This is a genomic window from Pseudomonas sp. GB2N2 (assembly GCF_054897705.1).
Genome location: NZ_CM142701.1, coordinates 1,291,380 through 1,308,155 on the forward strand (window position 1 = coordinate 1,291,380; position 16,776 = coordinate 1,308,155).

The following is a 16,776-nucleotide window of genomic DNA, read 5'->3' on the forward strand; positions in this document are numbered from 1 at the left end:
CGCGGGTCTCAGCGCCGCGGTGCGACGAATCGACAAGCCGGGCTCCTACGGATCCGTGGTGTGTTCAGAGTTGGGGGTTCGCGCAAAACGTGTAGGCGCTTGGCTTGCCAGCGATAGCAGTTTCATGTGCGCCTTCGCCTTCGCCTTCGCCTATAGCCCTTGCTGCAGCGCCGGGTCGTCGGGGTTGAGCTGTTCGAGTTGGGCCAGCAGAATCTGTACGTTCTGCAATTGGCCGCTTTCCGTCCAGTAGTTGATCAGCAGTACGCGGGCCTTGCGGTCGGAAGGGTGGCGCTGGACGATTTCCTGCAACTGTTTCTGTGCCGCTTCCAGCTCTTGCTCGCCGTGCAACGTGGTCGCCAGGTCGTAGCGGTAATCCTTGTTGTCCGGTTCCAGCTCCACGGCTTTGGACAGGCCGAGTAGGGCGAATTCACTTTGATCGTGATGCAGCAACCACAACCCCAACGCATGTTGCAGGTAGGCGGAATCAGGTTGGGCCTTCAATCGTTTGGCCAGCAGCAGCCGGGCGGCTTCGCTCTGACCCTGTCTGTCCAGCACGTCGATCTGCATCACCAGTGCCGGCAGATTGTCCGGGGTCAGCCGCAAGGTGTTTTCCAGCGCCTGTTGCGCAGCTTTGTACTCGCCGTTGTGCAGATGCAGTCGGGCCAATTGGTACTGGATGTCAGCGCTTTCCGGCGCCTGTGTCAGCACCTGTTCCCAGGTATCGATGGCTTGCTGTAACGGTCCGAAGTACAAACCCAGGTCGTCCGGCGACAACCCCAGTAGCGCGTTGACCGCCGCCAGCCGGACACTTTCTTCGCTGTCATCGAGCAGCGGACCCAGCAACAGGCTGCGCTGGCCGCTGGGGACCAGTCCGCTGACGCTCCTGATGGCGGCGATGCGCACGTCGGCCGAAGGGTGTTGCAGGTCGGCGCTCGCCAGTTTCAACGCTTGGGGGCTGGGGTAGTTGGGCAGTTCGGCGTGCAACCAGATGCGTCGCTTGGGAGAAATGTCGGGGCGGCCGAGCTGCTGATAAAGCACCCGTGCCGCACCCGGTTGACCGGCCCGCGCCGCCGTCAATGCTTCGCTGTAACCGCGCCGGATCGCTTCAGGCACCACCGGCGTGGTGCCGCGCAGGAACAGCCAGGCAGCCCCGATCGCACACAGGATGCAGAGGCTGATAATCAGGTAGCGGCGGGACTGGGGCATGCAGGAATCCGGGAGCTGGCAGGCTTTTGCAAGGCTGCCAGCTTCGGTCAGGCGAAGCCGTGAGTCAAACCGGCCTTCTCCAAAAGGCGTTAGATCACGGTCAAACAGCCAGTTCCGGTCGGTTGCGGAATTGCTCCAGGGCCTGCGGATTGGCCAGCGCATCGGTGTTTTTGACTTTTTCTCCATGCACCACGTGCCTGACCGCCAGCTCGACCACCTTGCCGCTGATGGTTCGCGGAATGTCCGTCACCGCGACAATTTTCGCCGGCACATGCCGAGGCGTGGTGTTGGCGCGGATCACTTGGCGGATCTGCTGTTGCAGCGCTTCGTCGAGTTCGACGCCCTCGCTCAAACGCACAAACAACACCACCCGAACGTCATCCTGCCACTGCTGCCCTATGGCCACGCTGTCGATCACTTGCGGGACTTTCTCCACCTGACGGTAGATCTCTGCAGTGCCGATGCGCACACCGCCGGGGTTGAGCACCGCGTCCGAACGACCGTGGATCATCATCCCGCCATGCACCAATTGCTCGGCATAATCGCCTTGGGCCCAGACGCCGGGGAACTGGCTGAAATAGGACGCGCGCAGTTTTTCGCCGGTCGGGTCGTTCCAAAGTCCGATGGGCATCGCCGGGAAGTGCCGGGCGCAGACCAGTTCGCCTTTTTCGCCGATCACCGGCGTGCCCGCGTCATTCCAGACCTCGACGGCCATGCCCAGGCTCTTGCCCTGGATTTCCCCGCGACGCACCGGCAGCCACGGATTGCCGTTGACGAAGCAGGACACGATGTCAGTACCGCCGGACATTGAGGCCAGGCACACGTCAGTCTTGAGGTCGCGGTAAACGTAGTCGTAACTTTGCGGCGACAGGGCAGAACCGGTGCACAGCAAGGTTTTCAGGCTGCCGAGATCGTGAGTGTGTCTGGGCTTCACGCCAGCGTCTTCGAGTGTCGCAAGGTATTTGGGGCTGATACCGAACACGCTGACGCGCTCGTCGTCGATCAGGTCGATCAGGCGTTCGGGGCCAGGATGAAACGGCGAGCCGTCGTACAGCACCACGGCGCTGTTCACCGCCAGGGCCGACACCAGCCAGTTCCACATCATCCAACCGCACGTTGTGTAGTAGAACATGCGGTCGCCGGGGCCCAGGTCGCTATGCAGGCCGTGTTCCTTGACGTGTTGCAGCAGCACGCCGCCGGTGCTGTGAATGATGCATTTGGGCACGCCGGTGGTGCCGCTGGAATAGAGGATGTACAGCGGATGCGCGAAGGGCACGGCGACAAAATCCGGCTCGCCTCCCGGTTCGTAGAACGTCTCCCACATCGCCACTTCTGCGTGGGTGCGGAAGTCGGCGATGTGCGCCTCTGGACGTGCGTACGGCACGACGATCAGTTGTTGCAGCGACGGCAGGCGTTCGAGGATTTCGTTGATCTTGGCGCGTTGGTCGATGTCCTTGCCGGCGTAGCGGTAACCGGCGCAGGTGATCAGCACTTTCGGTTCGATCTGGCCGAAACGGTCGATCACCCCTTGGGTGCCGAAGTCTGGCGACGAACACGACCAGATCGCCCCGAGGCTGGTGGTGGCGAGCATGGCGACCAGGGTTTGCCAGGTGTTGGGCATGCACGCGGCGACGCGGTCGCCGAGGCGGACACCGGCGACTTTCAAGCTGTTCTGGAAACCGGCGACATGCTCGGCCAGTTCGCCCCAGGTGAATTGTTCGCGCTGGCCGTTTTCGCCGATCGCGATGACGGCGACGGCATCGTCACGACGGCGCAGTAAATGTTCGGCGAAGTTCAGGGTCGCGCCAGGGAACCACTGGGCGCTGGGCATGTGATCGCCTTCGATCAGCACTTCGTCCGGTTGTGTGTGGAAGCGAATGTCGAAGAAGTCGACGATGGCTTGCCAGAAGTCTGGCCGTTGATCAATGGACCATTGGTGCAGGTCGGCGAAGTCGGCGATAGCGAGGTGGTGCCGCTGATTGATGGCGCGCCGGAAGGCTTCCATGCGCGTCTCGGCGATGCGCTTGGCGTCGGGTTGCCAGAGGATTTGGGACATGGCTTGGCCTCTTTTTTCGATCTTCAGATCCAATCGCGAGCAGGCTCACTCCTACAGAGGTTGCGCGCCGAGCCAAAATTCGGCATCCACAACAAACACCTGTGGGAGTGAGCTTGCCCGCGATGAACGATAACGCGGTCTACCGGCCAATCACTGCGCCAACCACCCACCATCAATATTCCACGCCGCGCCCCGCACCTGGCTACCGGCCTCGCTGCACAAAAACAGCACCAACTCACCCAATTGCGGCGGCGTAACGAACTCCAGCGAAGGCTGCTTCTCGGCCAGCAAATCATGTTGCGCCTGCTGCGGATCGGTCCCGGCGGCGATGCGGTCATCGATCTGCTTCTGCACCAGCGGCGTCAACACCCAGCCCGGGCAAATGGCGTTGCAGGTGACGTTGGTGGTGGCGGTTTCGAGGCCGACGACTTTAGTCAGGCCGATCACCCCGTGCTTCGCTGCCACGTAGGCTGCCTTGCCCACCGAGCCGACCTGGCCGTGTACCGAGGCAATATTGATGATTCGCCCCCAGCCTTTCTCGCGCATACCCGGCAGGCTCAAACGGGTACTGTGGAACACCGACGACAGGTTGATCGCAATGATCGAATCCCAGCGCTCCACCGGAAAGTCTTCCACCGACGCGACGTGTTGAATCCCGGCATTGTTGACCAGAATGTCGACGCCGCCGAATTCGCGTTCGGCGTAGGCGATCATCTCGGCAATCTGCGCTGGGTCGCTGACATCAGCCGGGTGATGGCCGACCTTGCCGCCGCTTTCTTTATTGAGCAGCTCAACCTCGGCAATCACCTTGGAGGCATCGCCGAAACCGTTAAGAATCAGGTTCGCGCCGGCCTTGGCCAGGCTGAGGGCGATGCCCAGGCCGATGCCGCTGGTGGAACCGGTAACCAGTGCAGTCTTGCCGGAAAGAGTCGTCATGAATACCTCACACAATGCCAGTGGCGTAGAAAGTACCGATCACCACAAAAACCGCCAGGGTCTTGATCAGCGTAATACAGAAAATGTCTTTATAGGCTTCGCGGTGGGTCAGGCCGGTCACCGCGAGCAAAGTGATCACTGCGCCGTTGTGCGGCAGGGTGTCCATGCCGCCGCTGGCCATCGCGGCCACCCGGTGCAGCACTTCCAGCGGGATGTTGGCGGCATGGGCCGCGGCGATGAAGTCATTCGCCATGGCGGCCAGCGCAATGCTCATGCCGCCTGATGCCGAACCGGTGATGCCGGCCAGCAGGGTCACGGTGATCGCTTCGTTGACCAGCGGATTGGGGATGCTCTTGAGCCAGTCGGCCAGCACCAGAAAGCCCGGTAATGACGCAATCACCGCACCAAAACCGTATTCCGAGGCGGTATTCATCGCCGCGAGCAACGCGCCGCTGACCGCACTTTTACTGCCTTCCGCGAGTTTGCTGCGAATCGCCTGAAAACCGAATGCCAGCACCATGATGATGCCGACCAGCAACGCTGCCTGAACCGCCCAGATGGCGGTCAGCTTGGCAATTTCGGTAGTCACCGGTGTGGTCATGCCCGGCAGCGCGAGGCTGTGGGTCTTGCCGTACCACTGGGGAATCCACTGGGTGAACAGCAGGTTCATGATGCCTACCGCCAGCAGCGGCGACAGGGCAATCCAAGGATTGGGCAGCTTGATGTCAGCCGAGGTTTCCGGTTCGTTGCGCAGTTCGGTGCCATACCCTTCACCGGCGCGCTGCGCCTTGTTGCGCTGGCGTTGAAGAAACAGCATGCCGGTGCAGAAGACGAAAATCGTCCCGATCACACCCAGCCACGGCGCCGCCCAGGCGGTGGTGTTGAAGAAGGTGCTGGGGATGATGTTCTGGATTTGCGGGGTGCCGGGCAGGGCGTCCATGGTGAACGAAAACGCGCCGAGGGCGATGGTCGCCGGGATCAGTCGCTTGGGAATGTCGCTCTGGCGGAACATTTCCGCGGCGAACGGGTAGACCGCAAACACCACCACAAACAGCGAGACGCCGCCGTACGTCAGCAGGGCGCAGACCAGCACGATGACCAGCATCGCCTGGCGAGTGCCGAGCAGCCGAATCGCCGCGGCGACGATGGAGCGCGAGAAACCCGATAGCTCGATCAGCTTGCCGAACACGGCGCCGAGCAGGAATACCGGGAAATACAGTTTGATAAAGCCGACCATTTTTTCCATGAACACCCCAGTGAAAGCGGGGGCGACAGCGGAAGGGTCGGTGAGCAGCACGGCGCCGAGGGCGGCAATCGGTGCGAAGAGGATAACGCTATAGCCACGGTAAGCCGCGAGCATCAGCAGCGCGAGGGCTGCCAAGGCAATGATCACACTCATGGTGTGTCTCCAGAATTGTTATTTTTGTGGGGTGGAACGTTGTGGAGGAGGGCTTTAGCGAGATTTGTGCCAAAGCGGCAACATGTTGATATATATAGGGATATTCAGTATGGGTGTGCGGGTTTTAGGTTGGGTATCTCAATTTTGAGATGTGCATTGCCGGTTTTATAGCTTTCGCGAGCAGGCTCACTCCTACAGTAGATCGAGTTTTCACGCCCAACCGCATCCCTGTAAGAGTGAGCCTGCTCGCGATGGTCTATCTACCAATAGAGATGCATGTCTCTTTAAAGAGATTCTGCAATCCCCAACGCCACCATCTTCTTGTACAACGTCGATCGCCCCAGCCCCAAACGCGCCGCCGCGTCAATGACCTTGCCCCCGCATTGCGCGAGGGCGGACTGAATGAACTGCCGGTCAAACCGTTCCCGCGCCTCGCTGAATGTCTCCTGCGCAGTCGCTTCGAACGCAACCGGTCCAACGCGCTCCACGGGCGTAACCGTACCAATCGCCGCGCGGATATCCTCTGCGTTCAACCGCAAATCATCACTGAGCAACGCCGCCCGCTCCAGCACGTTGCGCAGTTCCCGAATATTCCCCGGCCAGGCATGTTGGCCCAGCAGTGCCAGTGCTTCACGGTTCAGTTCATGCTGGCTGCGCAGTTCTTCAAGAATGGCTTCACTGAGCGCCGGCAGATCATCGAGGCGATCCCGCAGTGGCGGCACCTGGATCGGCAGCACGTTGAGGCGGTAATACAGATCCGCACGAAACTCGCCGCGCTTGATTGCCGCTTCGAGGTCAGTGGAGGTGGCGGCGATGACTCGCACATCGCTCTGGATCACTTCGTTGGAGCCCACCGGTTCAAACTCCTTTTCCTGCAACACCCGCAGCAGTTTGCTCTGCAAGGGCAGGGGCATGTCACCGATCTCATCGAGAAACAGCGTGCCACCCTGGGCGATCTGCAATTTGCCGACGCGGCCCTTGCGATCCGCGCCGGTGAACGCGCCGGGGGCGGTGCCGAAGAATTCGGCTTCCAGCAGCGCTTCGGGAATCGCCGCGCTGTTGATGCTGACGAAAGCTTTGTGGGCGCGCGGCGATGCGCCATGAATTGCCTGCGCCAACAGCTCTTTGCCGGTGCCGGTTTCGCCCAGCAATAACACAGGGGAATCCGCGCTGGCACTGCGTCGGGCACGGCGTTTGACTTCCAGGCTGGCGGCGCTGGTGCCAATGAAGTGGGCGAAGTTGTATTTGGTCTGCCGCGCCCGCAGCAGCGAGCGGGTGGAAGCGAGTTCTTCCTGCATGCTCATGTAGCGCTTGAGCATCGGCGACAGGCTGCGCAACTCGTCGAACAGGGCAAAACCGATGGCGCCGATGACCACGCCGGCATCGTCGTGAATTGGCAGGCGCATGACCACCAGCGGTTCCTTCGGGGTGTCCTGCATGTCCAGCAGAATCGGGCGGCCGGTGCGCACCACTTCGCGCAGCAGGCTGCCGGGGATCACGCTTTCGCAGGCCTTGCCGATCGCCACTTCAGCCGATTCCAGGCCGAAACGCCGGGCATAGCGCTCGTTCATCCAGACGATATTGGCATCGCGATCGACAATCACCGTGCCTTCGCTCGACTGCTCGATGATTTCGAACAGCGAGCGGATCGCCAACAGACGAACGCGCTGGTAATCCTTGAGGCTTTCGGTGGTGTTCATGTGGGCTGATCCTGATTGTGTGTTGCTTGCGCGCGAAGGCGGCGACGCGGTGTCACGCCTACCGCTGATGCGCCGCTGCCAACAACTCTTTGGTGTACGGATGCTGCGGCGATTCGAACACGTCGTGGCTGGCACCGCTTTCCACCACTTTGCCATCCTTGATCACGATCATGTCGTGAGCGAGGGCGCGTACTACCGCCAGGTCGTGGCTGATGAACAGGTACGTCAGGCCATGTTTTTCCTGAAGCTGACGCAGCAGGGCGACGACTTGTTTTTGCACCGTGCGGTCCAGCGCCGAGGTCGGTTCGTCCAGCAGAATCAGTGCCGGTTTCAGCACCAGCGCCCGGGCAATCGCGATGCGCTGGCGCTGGCCGCCGGAAAATTCGTGGGGGTAGCGATCGCGGCTTTGCGGGTCGAGGCCGACTTCCTGCAAGGCGCGAATCACTTCAGCCTTGCACTCGTCCGCCGTCAACTGGCTGTGCACTTCCAGGCCTTCACTGATGATCTGCGCCACGGACATCCGCGGGCTGAGGCTGCCGAACGGGTCCTGGAACACCACCTGCATTTTCTTGCGCCACGGCCGCAGTTGTTTTTGCGTCAGGCCGTCCAGCGCCGCGCCCTGGAAGCGAATGCCGCCTTCGGATTCGAGCAGGCGCAGGATCGCCTGACCCAGCGTCGACTTGCCCGAGCCGGATTCACCGACGATGCCCAAGGTCTTGCCGCGCTGCACATTCAGGCTGATGCCGTCCACGGCGTGCAGATACGTCTTGCGCTGAAAAAGCCCGCCGCTGAGGGGGAAGCGCACGCTTAGATTGTCCACTTCCAGCACGTTCTCGCGCTCGTCCCGGGCCAGTGCTTCGCCTTCCGGTTCGGCGTTGAGCAGCACGCAGCTGTAAGGGTGTTTCGGCTCGGTGAACAACGTCTCGCATGGCGCCTGCTCGACGATTTCCCCGCCCTTCATTACGCACACGCGCTGGGCGATGCTGCGCACCAGATTAAGGTCGTGGCTGATCAGCAGCAGTGACATGCCGAGCCGCTGTTGCAGAGACTTGAGCAGCAGCAGGATCTTGCGCTGCACCGTCACATCGAGCGCTGTGGTCGGTTCGTCAGCGATCAGCAATTCCGGCTCGCAGGCCAGGGCCATGGCGATCATCACCCGTTGCCGCTGGCCGCCGGACAGTTGATGGGGATAGGCCTTGAGCCGCTCTTTGGGCTTCTGGATGCCCACCAGGTGCAGCAGTTCCAGAATTCGTGCCCGCGCGGGTTTGCCGGTCAGGCCTTTGTGAAGCAGCAGGGTTTCGCCGATCTGTTTTTCAATGCTGTGCAGCGGGTTGAGCGAGGTCATCGGCTCCTGGAAGATCATCGCGATGCGGTTGCCGCGCAACTCCCGCAGCACCTTCGACGAAGCGCCGAGCAGTTCCTTGCCGCGATAGCGAATGCTGCCGGTAGATTCAGTGCCGGTCTCGGGCAGCAGTTGCAGGATCGAGTGTGCTGTCACGGATTTTCCGGAACCCGACTCGCCGACCAGCGCCAGGCATTCACCGGGGCGGATGTCCAGGCACAGGTTGCGCACCACGGTCTGGCCGTTGAAGGCCACGCAGAGGTCACGGATTTCGATCAGGTTACTCATATCAATGTCCGCATATTCATGAACGTGGGTCAAGACCGTGGGTCGAAAGCGTCTCGCAACGCCTCACCGATAAAGACCAGTAAAGAAAGAATCAGCGCCAGGGTAAAAAACGCCGTCAACCCCAGCCACGGCGCTTGCAGATTCTGCTTGCCCTGACCGATCAACTCGCCCAGCGAAGCGCTGCCGGCGGGCATGCCGAAACCGAGGAAATCCAGCGCTGTCAGCGTCGAGATCGCCCCGGTCAGAATGAACGGCAGGTAACTCAGGGTCGCGTTCATCGCGTTGGGCAGGATGTGCCGGACGATGACTTTGCTGTCCGTCAGACCCAGCGCCCGTGCGGCTTTGACGTATTCGAGGTTGCGCCCGCGCAGGAACTCGGCGCGCACCACGTCCACCAGGGCGAGCCAGGAAAACAGCGCCATGATCCCCAGCAGCCACCAGAAATTCGGCTCGACAAAACCCGACAGGATGATCAGCAGGTACAGCACCGGCAAGCCCGACCAGACCTCCAGCAAACGCTGGCCGATCAGATCGACCCAGCCGCCGTAATAGCCTTGCAGCGCGCCGGCGGCAATACCGATCAGCGCGCTGACAAAGGTCAGCATCAACGCAAACAGAATCGACACCCGCGCACCGAAAATCACCCGCGCCATCACATCGCGCGCCTGGTCGTCGGTGCCCAGCCAATTGACGCTCGAAGGTGGGCTCGGCGCCGGTTTGTTCAGGTCGTAATTGGGCGTGTCGTCGCTGAACGGGATCGGCGGAAACAGCAGCCAGCCGCCATCCTTCTTGATCAGCTGCTGCACATAGTCGCTGCGGTAGTCGGCCTGGAACGGCAATTGCCCACCGAATGCCTGCTCGGTGTAGCGCTTCAAGACCGGGAAGTACAACGAGCCTTGGTAACTGACCACCAGCGGTTTGTCATTGGCGATCAGCTCGCCGCCGAGGGTCAGCAAAAACAGGCCGATGAACAACCACAGCGACCACCAGCCACGGCGGTTTTTCTTGAACCGATCGAAGCGACGCCGCGCCAGCGGTGAAAGCTTGAACATCAGGCGTTCCTCGCGGCGAAGTCGATACGCGGGTCGACGAGCGTGTAACAGAGATCGCCCACCAGTTTTATCAGCAGGCCGAACAGCGTGAAGATGAACAGCGAGCCGAACACCACCGGGTAATCCCGCGACACCGCCGCTTCGTAACTCATGCGGCCGAGGCCATCGAGGGAAAAGATCACCTCGATCAGCAACGAGCCAGCGAAAAACACGCTGATGAATGCCTGGGGAATGCCCGACACCACCAACAGCATGGCGTTGCGGAACACGTGTCCGTACAGCACGCGGCGTTCGCTCATGCCCTTGGCCCGGGCGGTGACCACGTACTGGCGGGTGATTTCATTGAGAAAAGAATTTTTGGTCAGGATCGTCAGCGTGGCGAACCCGCCGATAACGAGTGCCGTCACCGGCAACACCAGGTGCCAGAAGTAATCGGCGATCTTGCCGATAGTGGACAGCGATCCAAAGTTGTCCGAGACCAGCCCGCGTACCGGGAACCAGTTCAACGAGGTGCCGCCGGCGAACACCACGATCAGGAACATCGCGAACAGGAACGCCGGCATCGCGTAGCCGATGATGATCGCAGTGCTGGTCCAGATATCGAAGTGGCTGCCGTGATGCACCGCCTTGCGGATGCCCAGCGGGATCGACACCAGATAGGTGATCAGCGTCGCCCAGAGCCCGAGGGAGATGGTCACCGGCATTTTTTCCAGGATCAGGTCGGTGACCGTCGCGCCGCGGAAAAAGCTCTTGCCGAAATCCAGGCGCGCGTAGCTGGTGAGCATCAGCCACAGACGCTCGTGGGCCGGTTTGTCGAAGCCGTATTGTTTTTCGATTTCCTTGATCAATTGCGGATCGAGGCCACGGCTGGCCCGCGAACTGCCGCTCATGACTTCGCTGGAGCCGCCGCCCAGACTGGCGCCGACACTGGCGCCGCCGATGCCTTGCAGGTGCGCAATCGCTTGTTCCACCGGACCGCCGGGCGCTGCCTGGACGATGACGAAGTTGACCAGAAGAATGATCACCAGCGTCGGAATGATCAGCAGCAGGCGCCGCAGAATATAAGCCCACATCAGCGCGGTCCTCCGGGTCTGCCGCGCTTGATCAGTTCGTCGGTCATCTGTTGGTTGGTCAGGGGCGTGGAGCTCACTTCCCACCAACTCTCGATGGCTTCGTCATTCGCGGCTTGCACAGTGGGAATGCCGAAGCGGTTCCACCACACGGTCGAACTGCCAGGCGGGTAATAGTTGGGAATCCAGTAGTAGTTCCACTGCAGCACCCGGTCCAGGGCATGTGCGTAGCGCAACATGTCGGCCTTGGTGGTGGCGCGCACCAAGCCGTTGACCAGCGTATCGACCGCCGGGTTTTTCAACACCATGTAGTTGTTGGAGCCCGGGTCGTTGGCCGCTGCCGAACCGAAGTAGTTGTTCAGTTCATTGCCCGGCGACGTGGTGACCGGATAGCCGGTGACGATCATGTCGTAATCCCGGGACATCAGCCGGTTGACGTATTGGGACGAGTCGATGCGGCGAATGTTCAGGTCGATGCCGATCTGCTTCAGCGTGCGCTTGTATGGCAGCAGCAAACGGTCCATGCCGTTCTGGCTGACCAGAAAGGTAAAGCTCAGCGGCGTGCCTTCGGCATTCACCAGTTGGTCGCCATCGGGCTTCCACCCGGCTTGTTCGAGCAGCTCCAGCGCTTGCAGCTGTTTGTCGCGGATCACGCCGCTTCCATCGGTTTTCGGTGCTTCGAAGACCTTGGTGAACACCTCGTCGGGAATCTGCCCGCGCAAAGGTTCAAGAATTGCCAACTCGGCAGCATCCGGCAAGCTGCGGGCGGCGAGGTCGGTGTTGGAAAAGAAACTCTGCTGGCGAATATAGAGATTGCGCATCATCTGCCGGTTGCTCCATTCGAAATCCCAGAGCATCACCAAGGCCTGGCGGACGCGGCGATCCTGGAACATCGGATTTTGCAGGTTGAACACGAAACCTTGTGCCGATTGTGGTGCGTCTTGCGCCAGATGCGCTTTCTGCAAGCGACCGTCACTCAGGGCCGGGCTGTCATAACCGATGGAATAGCCGGTGGCGGAGAATTCGCGGTTGTAGTCGTAGGCGCCGCCACGCAGAACCTGGCGCGCCACGTCGGTATCGCCGAAATACTCGATGCTGAAATGGTCGAAATTGTACAAGCCACGGCTGACGGGCAAATCCTTGCCCCACCAATCGGCGTTGCGCTCGAACGTGATGCTCCGCCCGGAGTCGACCTTGCTCACCTTGTACGGGCCGCTGCCCAGTGGCGGCTCGTAACCGCCGCCGCCGGCGAAGTCACGGGATGTCCACCAGTGTTCGGGAAACACCGGCAACGTCGCGATGTCGAGGGGCAGGGTGCGGTTTTCGTTGCTCTTGAAGTCGAAACGCACCGTTTGTGGCGATTCCACTTCTACGCCTTTGACGTCAGCAAATTGCGTGCGGTAGCGCAGGCTCCCCTGAGTCATCAGCAGGTTGAAGGTGTAACGCACGTCGTCGGCGGTGATTGGCTTGCCATCGGCGAAACGGGCTTTGGGATTGAGGTAGAACCGCAGCGACAAACCGTCGTCCGAGCGTTCCATCTTCTGCGCCACCAGGCCGTACACGGTGTAAGGTTCATCCAGCGAACGCTGGGCAAGGGGCGAGTAGATCAGACCGTCGATCTGCGTCACGCCGATGCCTTTGTCTATATAAGGCAGGATATGGTCGAAGTGGCCGATTTCGATCGCCGAACGCCGCATCGTCCCGCCCTTGGGTGCTTGAGAATTGGTGTAGGCAAAATGACTGAAGCCGGCAGGGTATTTCGCCGGTTCACCGTAGACAGTGAGCGCCTGTTGGGGTGCTGCATTCACACCAGCGGCGCCCAACAGCAGGGCCACGAACAACAAAGTAGGGAAAGCCAGTCGCATTGTCAGCCTTAGAGCCGTATGGTCGATAACCGCTGTTTGTACGCTAGCGGTGCGTCCCTTGCCACCGAAACACGACGGCCCACCAAAAGGCGGGCCGTTGTGCGGGAAGCGTCGCGAACTGATCAGTCCTGACGACTGGTCACTTCCAGCAGGTGGAAGCCGAACTGGGTCTTGACCGGGCCTTGCACGACGTTGATCGGTGCGCTGAAGACCACGGTGTCAAATTCCTTGACCATCTGGCCAGGACCGAACGAACCCAGGTCGCCGCCTTGACGGCTGGACGGGCAGGTGGAGTTGGCCTTGGCAACTTCGGCGAAATCGGCACCGCCTTCAATCTGGGTCTTGAGTTCGTTGCACTTGTCTTCGCTGGCAACCAGGATGTGACGGGCAGTGGCTTTAGGCATGGGTAAATGCTCCTTTTGATGTTCGGTCAATGTTCGGTCAATGTTCAATCAATGTGCAGGCAATGTTCTGTAAAGTGCTGAGCCTACCGGATTCAGTGCTCCATTTCCTCTCTAAGTTCCTGCGAATGCTTACAGGCCGGCCTTGCGCAGGCGTTCGGCGTGCTGCACATAGAGATCAACCGGGTCGACGCCTTTGCGAACCCGACCGGCGGTTTGATTGATGCTGTCCAGATGATCCAGCGGATAATCGGATCGGATCACTTTGCCCAGATGGGAGCTGAAGCGCCCGACCATACCGTCGTTCTGCTCGGCTTCAGTGGTGAAATAGCGGGAAAACGCGCGGGAGAATCCGTGCAGGGGATCGAGCGCATTCCCGCCTTCACCGAGGATCGTCCCCTGCAACGTGCCGCTCCAGGAATAGTAACGAACGCCGTTGACCTGATCGGAACCCTTGCCTCCCCAGTTTTTTGGCAATCCTTGGGGGTATTTTTCATTGAAGGCGTGAACGCCTTTGGTGGTCAACGCATCCAGTGCGGCAACGGCGTTTTGTGGCAGTTCGGGATGGCCGCTCAGCAACGACAGGAAATCGGCAAACAACGTGGCCACCGCTTCTGCCGCCCGCTCCGGAAGTCGTCCGGCCGTCAGCGCCTTACGCAGGAAATCGGCCAGTTCCGAACCATGGTTCGGCCCGCTGACCGACGTCACCGACGCCACGACTTGCGGCGCAATCGCCGCGGCGTACCGGGCGGCCAATGCCCCTTGGCTGTGTCCGATCAGGTTGACCTTGTCTGCGCCGGTGCCCTCCAGCACTCGTTCGATCTGCGCCAAAAGCTGTTCACCGCGTGCTTCGTTGGTATGGGTAGCGGACAGCTGAGGTATGAACACCCTGGCGCCGTTGCTGCGCAGTGCATGCTTGATGTCATCGAAGAGTCCGAAGGGGCCGATCCGGTCGAAACCGAACAGGCCGTGAACCAGCAGGATAGGATGGAGAGTGCTTGCATTCCGTTGCATGTTCATACCTTTTCGAGGGAGTTTGTGAGTGAGCTGGCTTCACTCTAAAGCACTCCGACGTGCGGGCGATGTATGAAACAGCCGCTGTGATTGGGTGAAAACGGAATAGATAAAGTACGAATTTTCGATTTTGCACCAGGGCCTTTTCGGAATGTCCCGACATCCTTTATTCGGAGGTAGCGCAGAGTCCTGCAATGGCCTACCTCCGGAAGGTCATTTACCTCTCAACCGTGTGCCGCCCGCAACCGCTGCGCCGCTTGCCGCAACAACGCCTGCGTTGCGTCCCACCCAAGGCAACCATCGGTGACCGAGACGCCATATCGCAACGTCGGACTCAACGGTTGGCAGCCTTCGAATATATGACTTTCGATCATCATTCCGATCAACGACCGATCACCCTGTAAGCGCTGCTCCAGCACATCGTTGAACACCGCCGGTTGACGCAGTGGGTCTTTGCCACTGTTGGCGTGGCTGCAATCGACCATGATCCGCGTAGGGATCTTCAGTTTGGCCAGATCGTTGTTCACCTGGGCAACGCTGTCGCGGTCGTAGTTCGGACCGCGATGGCCGCCCCGCAGTACCAGATGAGTGTCAGGATTACCCGGGGTCTGAATGATTGCTGGATGCCCTTGGCTGTCGACACCGAAATGCCGATGCGGGTGGGCGGCCGAGCGCATGGCGTCGCTGGCCACGCCGACGCCGCCATCGGTGCCGTTCTTGAAGCCAACGGGCATGTTCAGACCGCTGGCCATTTCCCGGTGGATCTGCGATTCAGTGGTACGGGCGCCAATCGCCACCCAGCTCAGCAAGTCGTCGAAGTAACCGGCAGCCATCGGTTGCAGCAGTTCGGTGGCAACCGGCAGGCCCAGTTGCAGCATCTCGCGCATCAGCTCGCGGGACAGGATCAGGCCAGCGGCCATGTTATCGCTGCCATCCAGTTGCGGATCGTAGGCCAGGCCTTTCCAGCCGACGGTAGTGCGGGGTTTTTCGACGTAGGCGCGCATCACCAGGAGCATTTCATCGCTGACTTCGGCGGCGAGGCGGGCGAGGTTGCTGGCGTATTCGAGGGCGGAGCGGGGGTCGTGGATCGAGCAAGGCCCGACGATCACCAGCAAACGGGCGTCTTCACCGTTGAGGATCGCGCGAACCGCGTCGCGATGTTCGGCGACTTGCCGGTTCAGGGCGTTGCTGAGGGGCAGTTGCTGTTTGAGTTGCAACGAGCTGGGCAAACGCCGGGTCAGCGCCTCATTGGCAGGGCTCAGGGTGGACAGTGGCAGAGCAGAGACGGACGAGTTCATGGTCAGGCTTCCTGGGCGGGCGGCGGGTTCGTTCCCGCGTGCTCGGCCCTACTGGGGTGTTCGACAATTGGCCGGATTGGCTGCGTGTGTGTGCTTGCCACCTGTGGGTGACCGATCGGAGGCGGCAGGCTGTCCCGAGCGGAGGCTGCTAAATCGCCAGGCGGTAAAACTGTCGTAACGGTAATAAGTGGCGTAGTTCATGGGGCGAATCCTCAGTTGTAGGGTGTGTTGCAAAAATGTGGTGGCGCTGAAAAACAAAACCCCCGGTCGGGAAGCCGACCGGGGGTTGATAAATCTCTGGTGGCGACCCGTTTAAAGTGGGCGCCGTGTGGGTATCAGGCGCGCCAGTGGCTAAACCAATACCCAAAATAAAAGCTGACAGGAGCACAAGCACTGTTCGCCCGGGCAGCCGCCACCGAGCGCGGGGCGCTGTCGGTACGAAGCTGCGAGATGGCGTTGAACATGGTCGGTCTCCGATGGATGCGCCGAGCTTACTAGAGGCGGGTACGCGGTTTCAATCAGAAAATGCTATCGATGACCGTCGGCGTTTTCTATCGCTAGAATGCTCGCTGTAGACAGCAGAGAACGTGTATGAACTTTGAACTATGCCTGGCGACTCCGCCCGACTTGCCGTTCGCGCGCGAGCTGACCTGCACAACCATGCTCCGCTATTACCTTCAGCACGATTTGCTGTGGCAGGATGAAGCGTTTGATGTTGCCTGGGCGGGTCGAGAAAACTGGCTGATGGTTCGTGATGGAGTGCCAATCGGTTATGTGAGCCTGAGTCGCGATGCCAAGGCTTTGTATATACGCGAATTGCATGTGCTGGAGACGTTCCAGGGGCAGGGCGCCGGTTCCTGGGCGATCGATCAGGTTTTCGCAATGGCGGCCAGGGAGCGACGCCCGGCTTTACGCTTGACGGTTTTTGCAAACAATCCGGCGAAAGCGTTGTATGAGCGCAAGGGCCTGAAGGTGGTCGGCGCCGACGAGTGTTTCCTGAGAATGCAGCGCGATGTCGATGCCTCGTATCGCTGAAACACGCTTGAGACAAGCCTTTCAAGATGTATTGAAACTTTTTATATGACGCTTGCCGCTAGGTCTGCCAGTCGCTTTTTGCTAAGGTGGCGCCAACCCACTAAGACCATATCG

14 protein-coding genes are annotated in these 16,776 nt (G+C 60.4%); 1 reads left to right on the top strand and 13 read right to left on the bottom strand.

Features of this window, described 5'->3' with window-relative positions; translation table 11 throughout:
* Positions 1-150: 150 nt before the first annotated feature.
* The 13 genes from ACYZT4_RS05965 to ACYZT4_RS06025 form a co-directional block, all read right to left on the bottom strand.
* A complete protein-coding gene (locus ACYZT4_RS05965; protein ID WP_461986052.1) occupies positions 151-1,206 on the bottom strand; it encodes a tetratricopeptide repeat protein in 1,056 nt (351 codons plus the stop codon).
* Between the two features lie 100 nt (positions 1,207-1,306).
* Positions 1,307-3,262, bottom strand: a complete 1,956-nt coding sequence (locus tag ACYZT4_RS05970) for an acetoacetate--CoA ligase (RefSeq protein WP_461986053.1) — start codon at positions 3,260-3,262, stop codon at positions 1,307-1,309.
* Positions 3,263-3,412: 150 nt separating this feature from the next.
* On the bottom strand, positions 3,413-4,198 hold the full coding sequence (locus ACYZT4_RS05975; protein WP_461986055.1) for a 3-hydroxybutyrate dehydrogenase: 786 nt from the start codon (positions 4,196-4,198) through the stop codon (positions 3,413-3,415).
* 7 nt (positions 4,199-4,205) lie between these two features.
* Positions 4,206-5,597 carry a GntP family permease gene (locus tag ACYZT4_RS05980; protein WP_461986057.1) on the bottom strand — a complete coding sequence of 464 codons (1,392 nt, stop codon included), beginning with the start codon at positions 5,595-5,597 and terminating at the stop codon, positions 4,206-4,208.
* A gap of 284 nt (positions 5,598-5,881) precedes the next feature.
* Entirely contained in the window at positions 5,882-7,297 is a 1,416-nt protein-coding gene (locus ACYZT4_RS05985) for a sigma-54 interaction domain-containing protein (protein WP_461986059.1), read from the bottom strand.
* 58 nt (positions 7,298-7,355) lie between these two features.
* Entirely contained in the window at positions 7,356-8,927 is a 1,572-nt protein-coding gene (locus ACYZT4_RS05990; protein WP_461986061.1) for an ABC transporter ATP-binding protein, read from the bottom strand.
* A gap of 29 nt (positions 8,928-8,956) precedes the next feature.
* Positions 8,957-9,979: an ABC transporter permease gene (locus ACYZT4_RS05995; protein ID WP_461986063.1), complete on the bottom strand. Its 1,023-nt coding sequence runs from the start codon at positions 9,977-9,979 to the stop codon at positions 8,957-8,959.
* On the bottom strand, positions 9,979-11,052 hold the full coding sequence (locus ACYZT4_RS06000) for a microcin C ABC transporter permease YejB (protein ID WP_461986065.1): 1,074 nt from the start codon (positions 11,050-11,052) through the stop codon (positions 9,979-9,981). The genes ACYZT4_RS05995 and ACYZT4_RS06000 overlap by 1 nt, the downstream gene beginning before the upstream one ends.
* Positions 11,052-12,914: an extracellular solute-binding protein gene (locus tag ACYZT4_RS06005; protein ID WP_461986067.1), complete on the bottom strand. Its 1,863-nt coding sequence runs from the start codon at positions 12,912-12,914 to the stop codon at positions 11,052-11,054. Before ACYZT4_RS06005 ends, ACYZT4_RS06000 begins: the two co-directional genes overlap by 1 nt.
* A 122-nt stretch (positions 12,915-13,036) precedes the next feature.
* Positions 13,037-13,318, bottom strand: coding sequence for a peptidylprolyl isomerase (locus tag ACYZT4_RS06010; protein WP_461986069.1), 282 nt, complete (start codon positions 13,316-13,318; stop codon positions 13,037-13,039).
* A 129-nt stretch (positions 13,319-13,447) separates the two neighbouring features.
* The gene (locus tag ACYZT4_RS06015) at positions 13,448-14,329 is read right to left on the bottom strand and encodes an esterase/lipase family protein (RefSeq protein WP_461986070.1); all 882 of its coding nucleotides are present in this window, start codon (positions 14,327-14,329) and stop codon (positions 13,448-13,450) included.
* Positions 14,330-14,553: 224 nt separating this feature from the next.
* Positions 14,554-15,627 carry a 3-deoxy-7-phosphoheptulonate synthase gene (locus ACYZT4_RS06020; RefSeq protein WP_461986072.1) on the bottom strand — a complete coding sequence of 358 codons (1,074 nt, stop codon included), beginning with the start codon at positions 15,625-15,627 and terminating at the stop codon, positions 14,554-14,556.
* A gap of 335 nt (positions 15,628-15,962) precedes the next feature.
* Positions 15,963-16,091 carry a hypothetical protein gene (locus tag ACYZT4_RS06025; RefSeq protein WP_461986074.1) on the bottom strand — a complete coding sequence of 43 codons (129 nt, stop codon included), beginning with the start codon at positions 16,089-16,091 and terminating at the stop codon, positions 15,963-15,965.
* A 127-nt stretch (positions 16,092-16,218) separates the two neighbouring features.
* On the opposite strand from ACYZT4_RS06025, the gene ACYZT4_RS06030 reads away from it, so the two are divergent.
* Complete coding sequence (locus ACYZT4_RS06030) at positions 16,219-16,662, top strand: GNAT family N-acetyltransferase (RefSeq protein ID WP_461986076.1); 444 nt, start codon at positions 16,219-16,221, stop codon at positions 16,660-16,662.
* Positions 16,663-16,776 lie beyond the last annotated feature (114 nt).

Excerpts from the sequence above, each read along its gene's own strand:
- ACYZT4_RS05965 (WP_461986052.1), bottom strand. The coding sequence starts at position 1,206 with ATGCCCCAGTCCCGCCGCTACCTGATTATCAGCCTCTGCATCCTGTGT.
- ACYZT4_RS05970 (WP_461986053.1), bottom strand. The coding sequence starts at position 3,262 with ATGTCCCAAATCCTCTGGCAACCCGACGCCAAGCGCATCGCCGAGACG.
- ACYZT4_RS05975 (WP_461986055.1), bottom strand. The coding sequence starts at position 4,198 with ATGACGACTCTTTCCGGCAAGACTGCACTGGTTACCGGTTCCACCAGC.
- ACYZT4_RS05980 (WP_461986057.1), bottom strand. The coding sequence starts at position 5,597 with ATGAGTGTGATCATTGCCTTGGCAGCCCTCGCGCTGCTGATGCTCGCG.
- ACYZT4_RS05985 (WP_461986059.1), bottom strand. The coding sequence starts at position 7,297 with ATGAACACCACCGAAAGCCTCAAGGATTACCAGCGCGTTCGTCTGTTG.
- ACYZT4_RS05990 (WP_461986061.1), bottom strand. The coding sequence starts at position 8,927 with ATGAGTAACCTGATCGAAATCCGTGACCTCTGCGTGGCCTTCAACGGC.
- ACYZT4_RS05995 (WP_461986063.1), bottom strand. The coding sequence starts at position 9,979 with ATGTTCAAGCTTTCACCGCTGGCGCGGCGTCGCTTCGATCGGTTCAAG.
- ACYZT4_RS06000 (WP_461986065.1), bottom strand. The coding sequence starts at position 11,052 with ATGTGGGCTTATATTCTGCGGCGCCTGCTGCTGATCATTCCGACGCTG.
- ACYZT4_RS06005 (WP_461986067.1), bottom strand. The coding sequence starts at position 12,914 with ATGCGACTGGCTTTCCCTACTTTGTTGTTCGTGGCCCTGCTGTTGGGC.
- ACYZT4_RS06010 (WP_461986069.1), bottom strand. The coding sequence starts at position 13,318 with ATGCCTAAAGCCACTGCCCGTCACATCCTGGTTGCCAGCGAAGACAAG.
- ACYZT4_RS06015 (WP_461986070.1), bottom strand. The coding sequence starts at position 14,329 with ATGCAACGGAATGCAAGCACTCTCCATCCTATCCTGCTGGTTCACGGC.
- ACYZT4_RS06020 (WP_461986072.1), bottom strand. The coding sequence starts at position 15,627 with ATGAACTCGTCCGTCTCTGCTCTGCCACTGTCCACCCTGAGCCCTGCC.
- ACYZT4_RS06025 (WP_461986074.1), bottom strand. The coding sequence starts at position 16,091 with ATGTTCAACGCCATCTCGCAGCTTCGTACCGACAGCGCCCCGCGCTCG.
- ACYZT4_RS06030 (WP_461986076.1), top strand. The coding sequence starts at position 16,219 with ATGAACTTTGAACTATGCCTGGCGACTCCGCCCGACTTGCCGTTCGCG.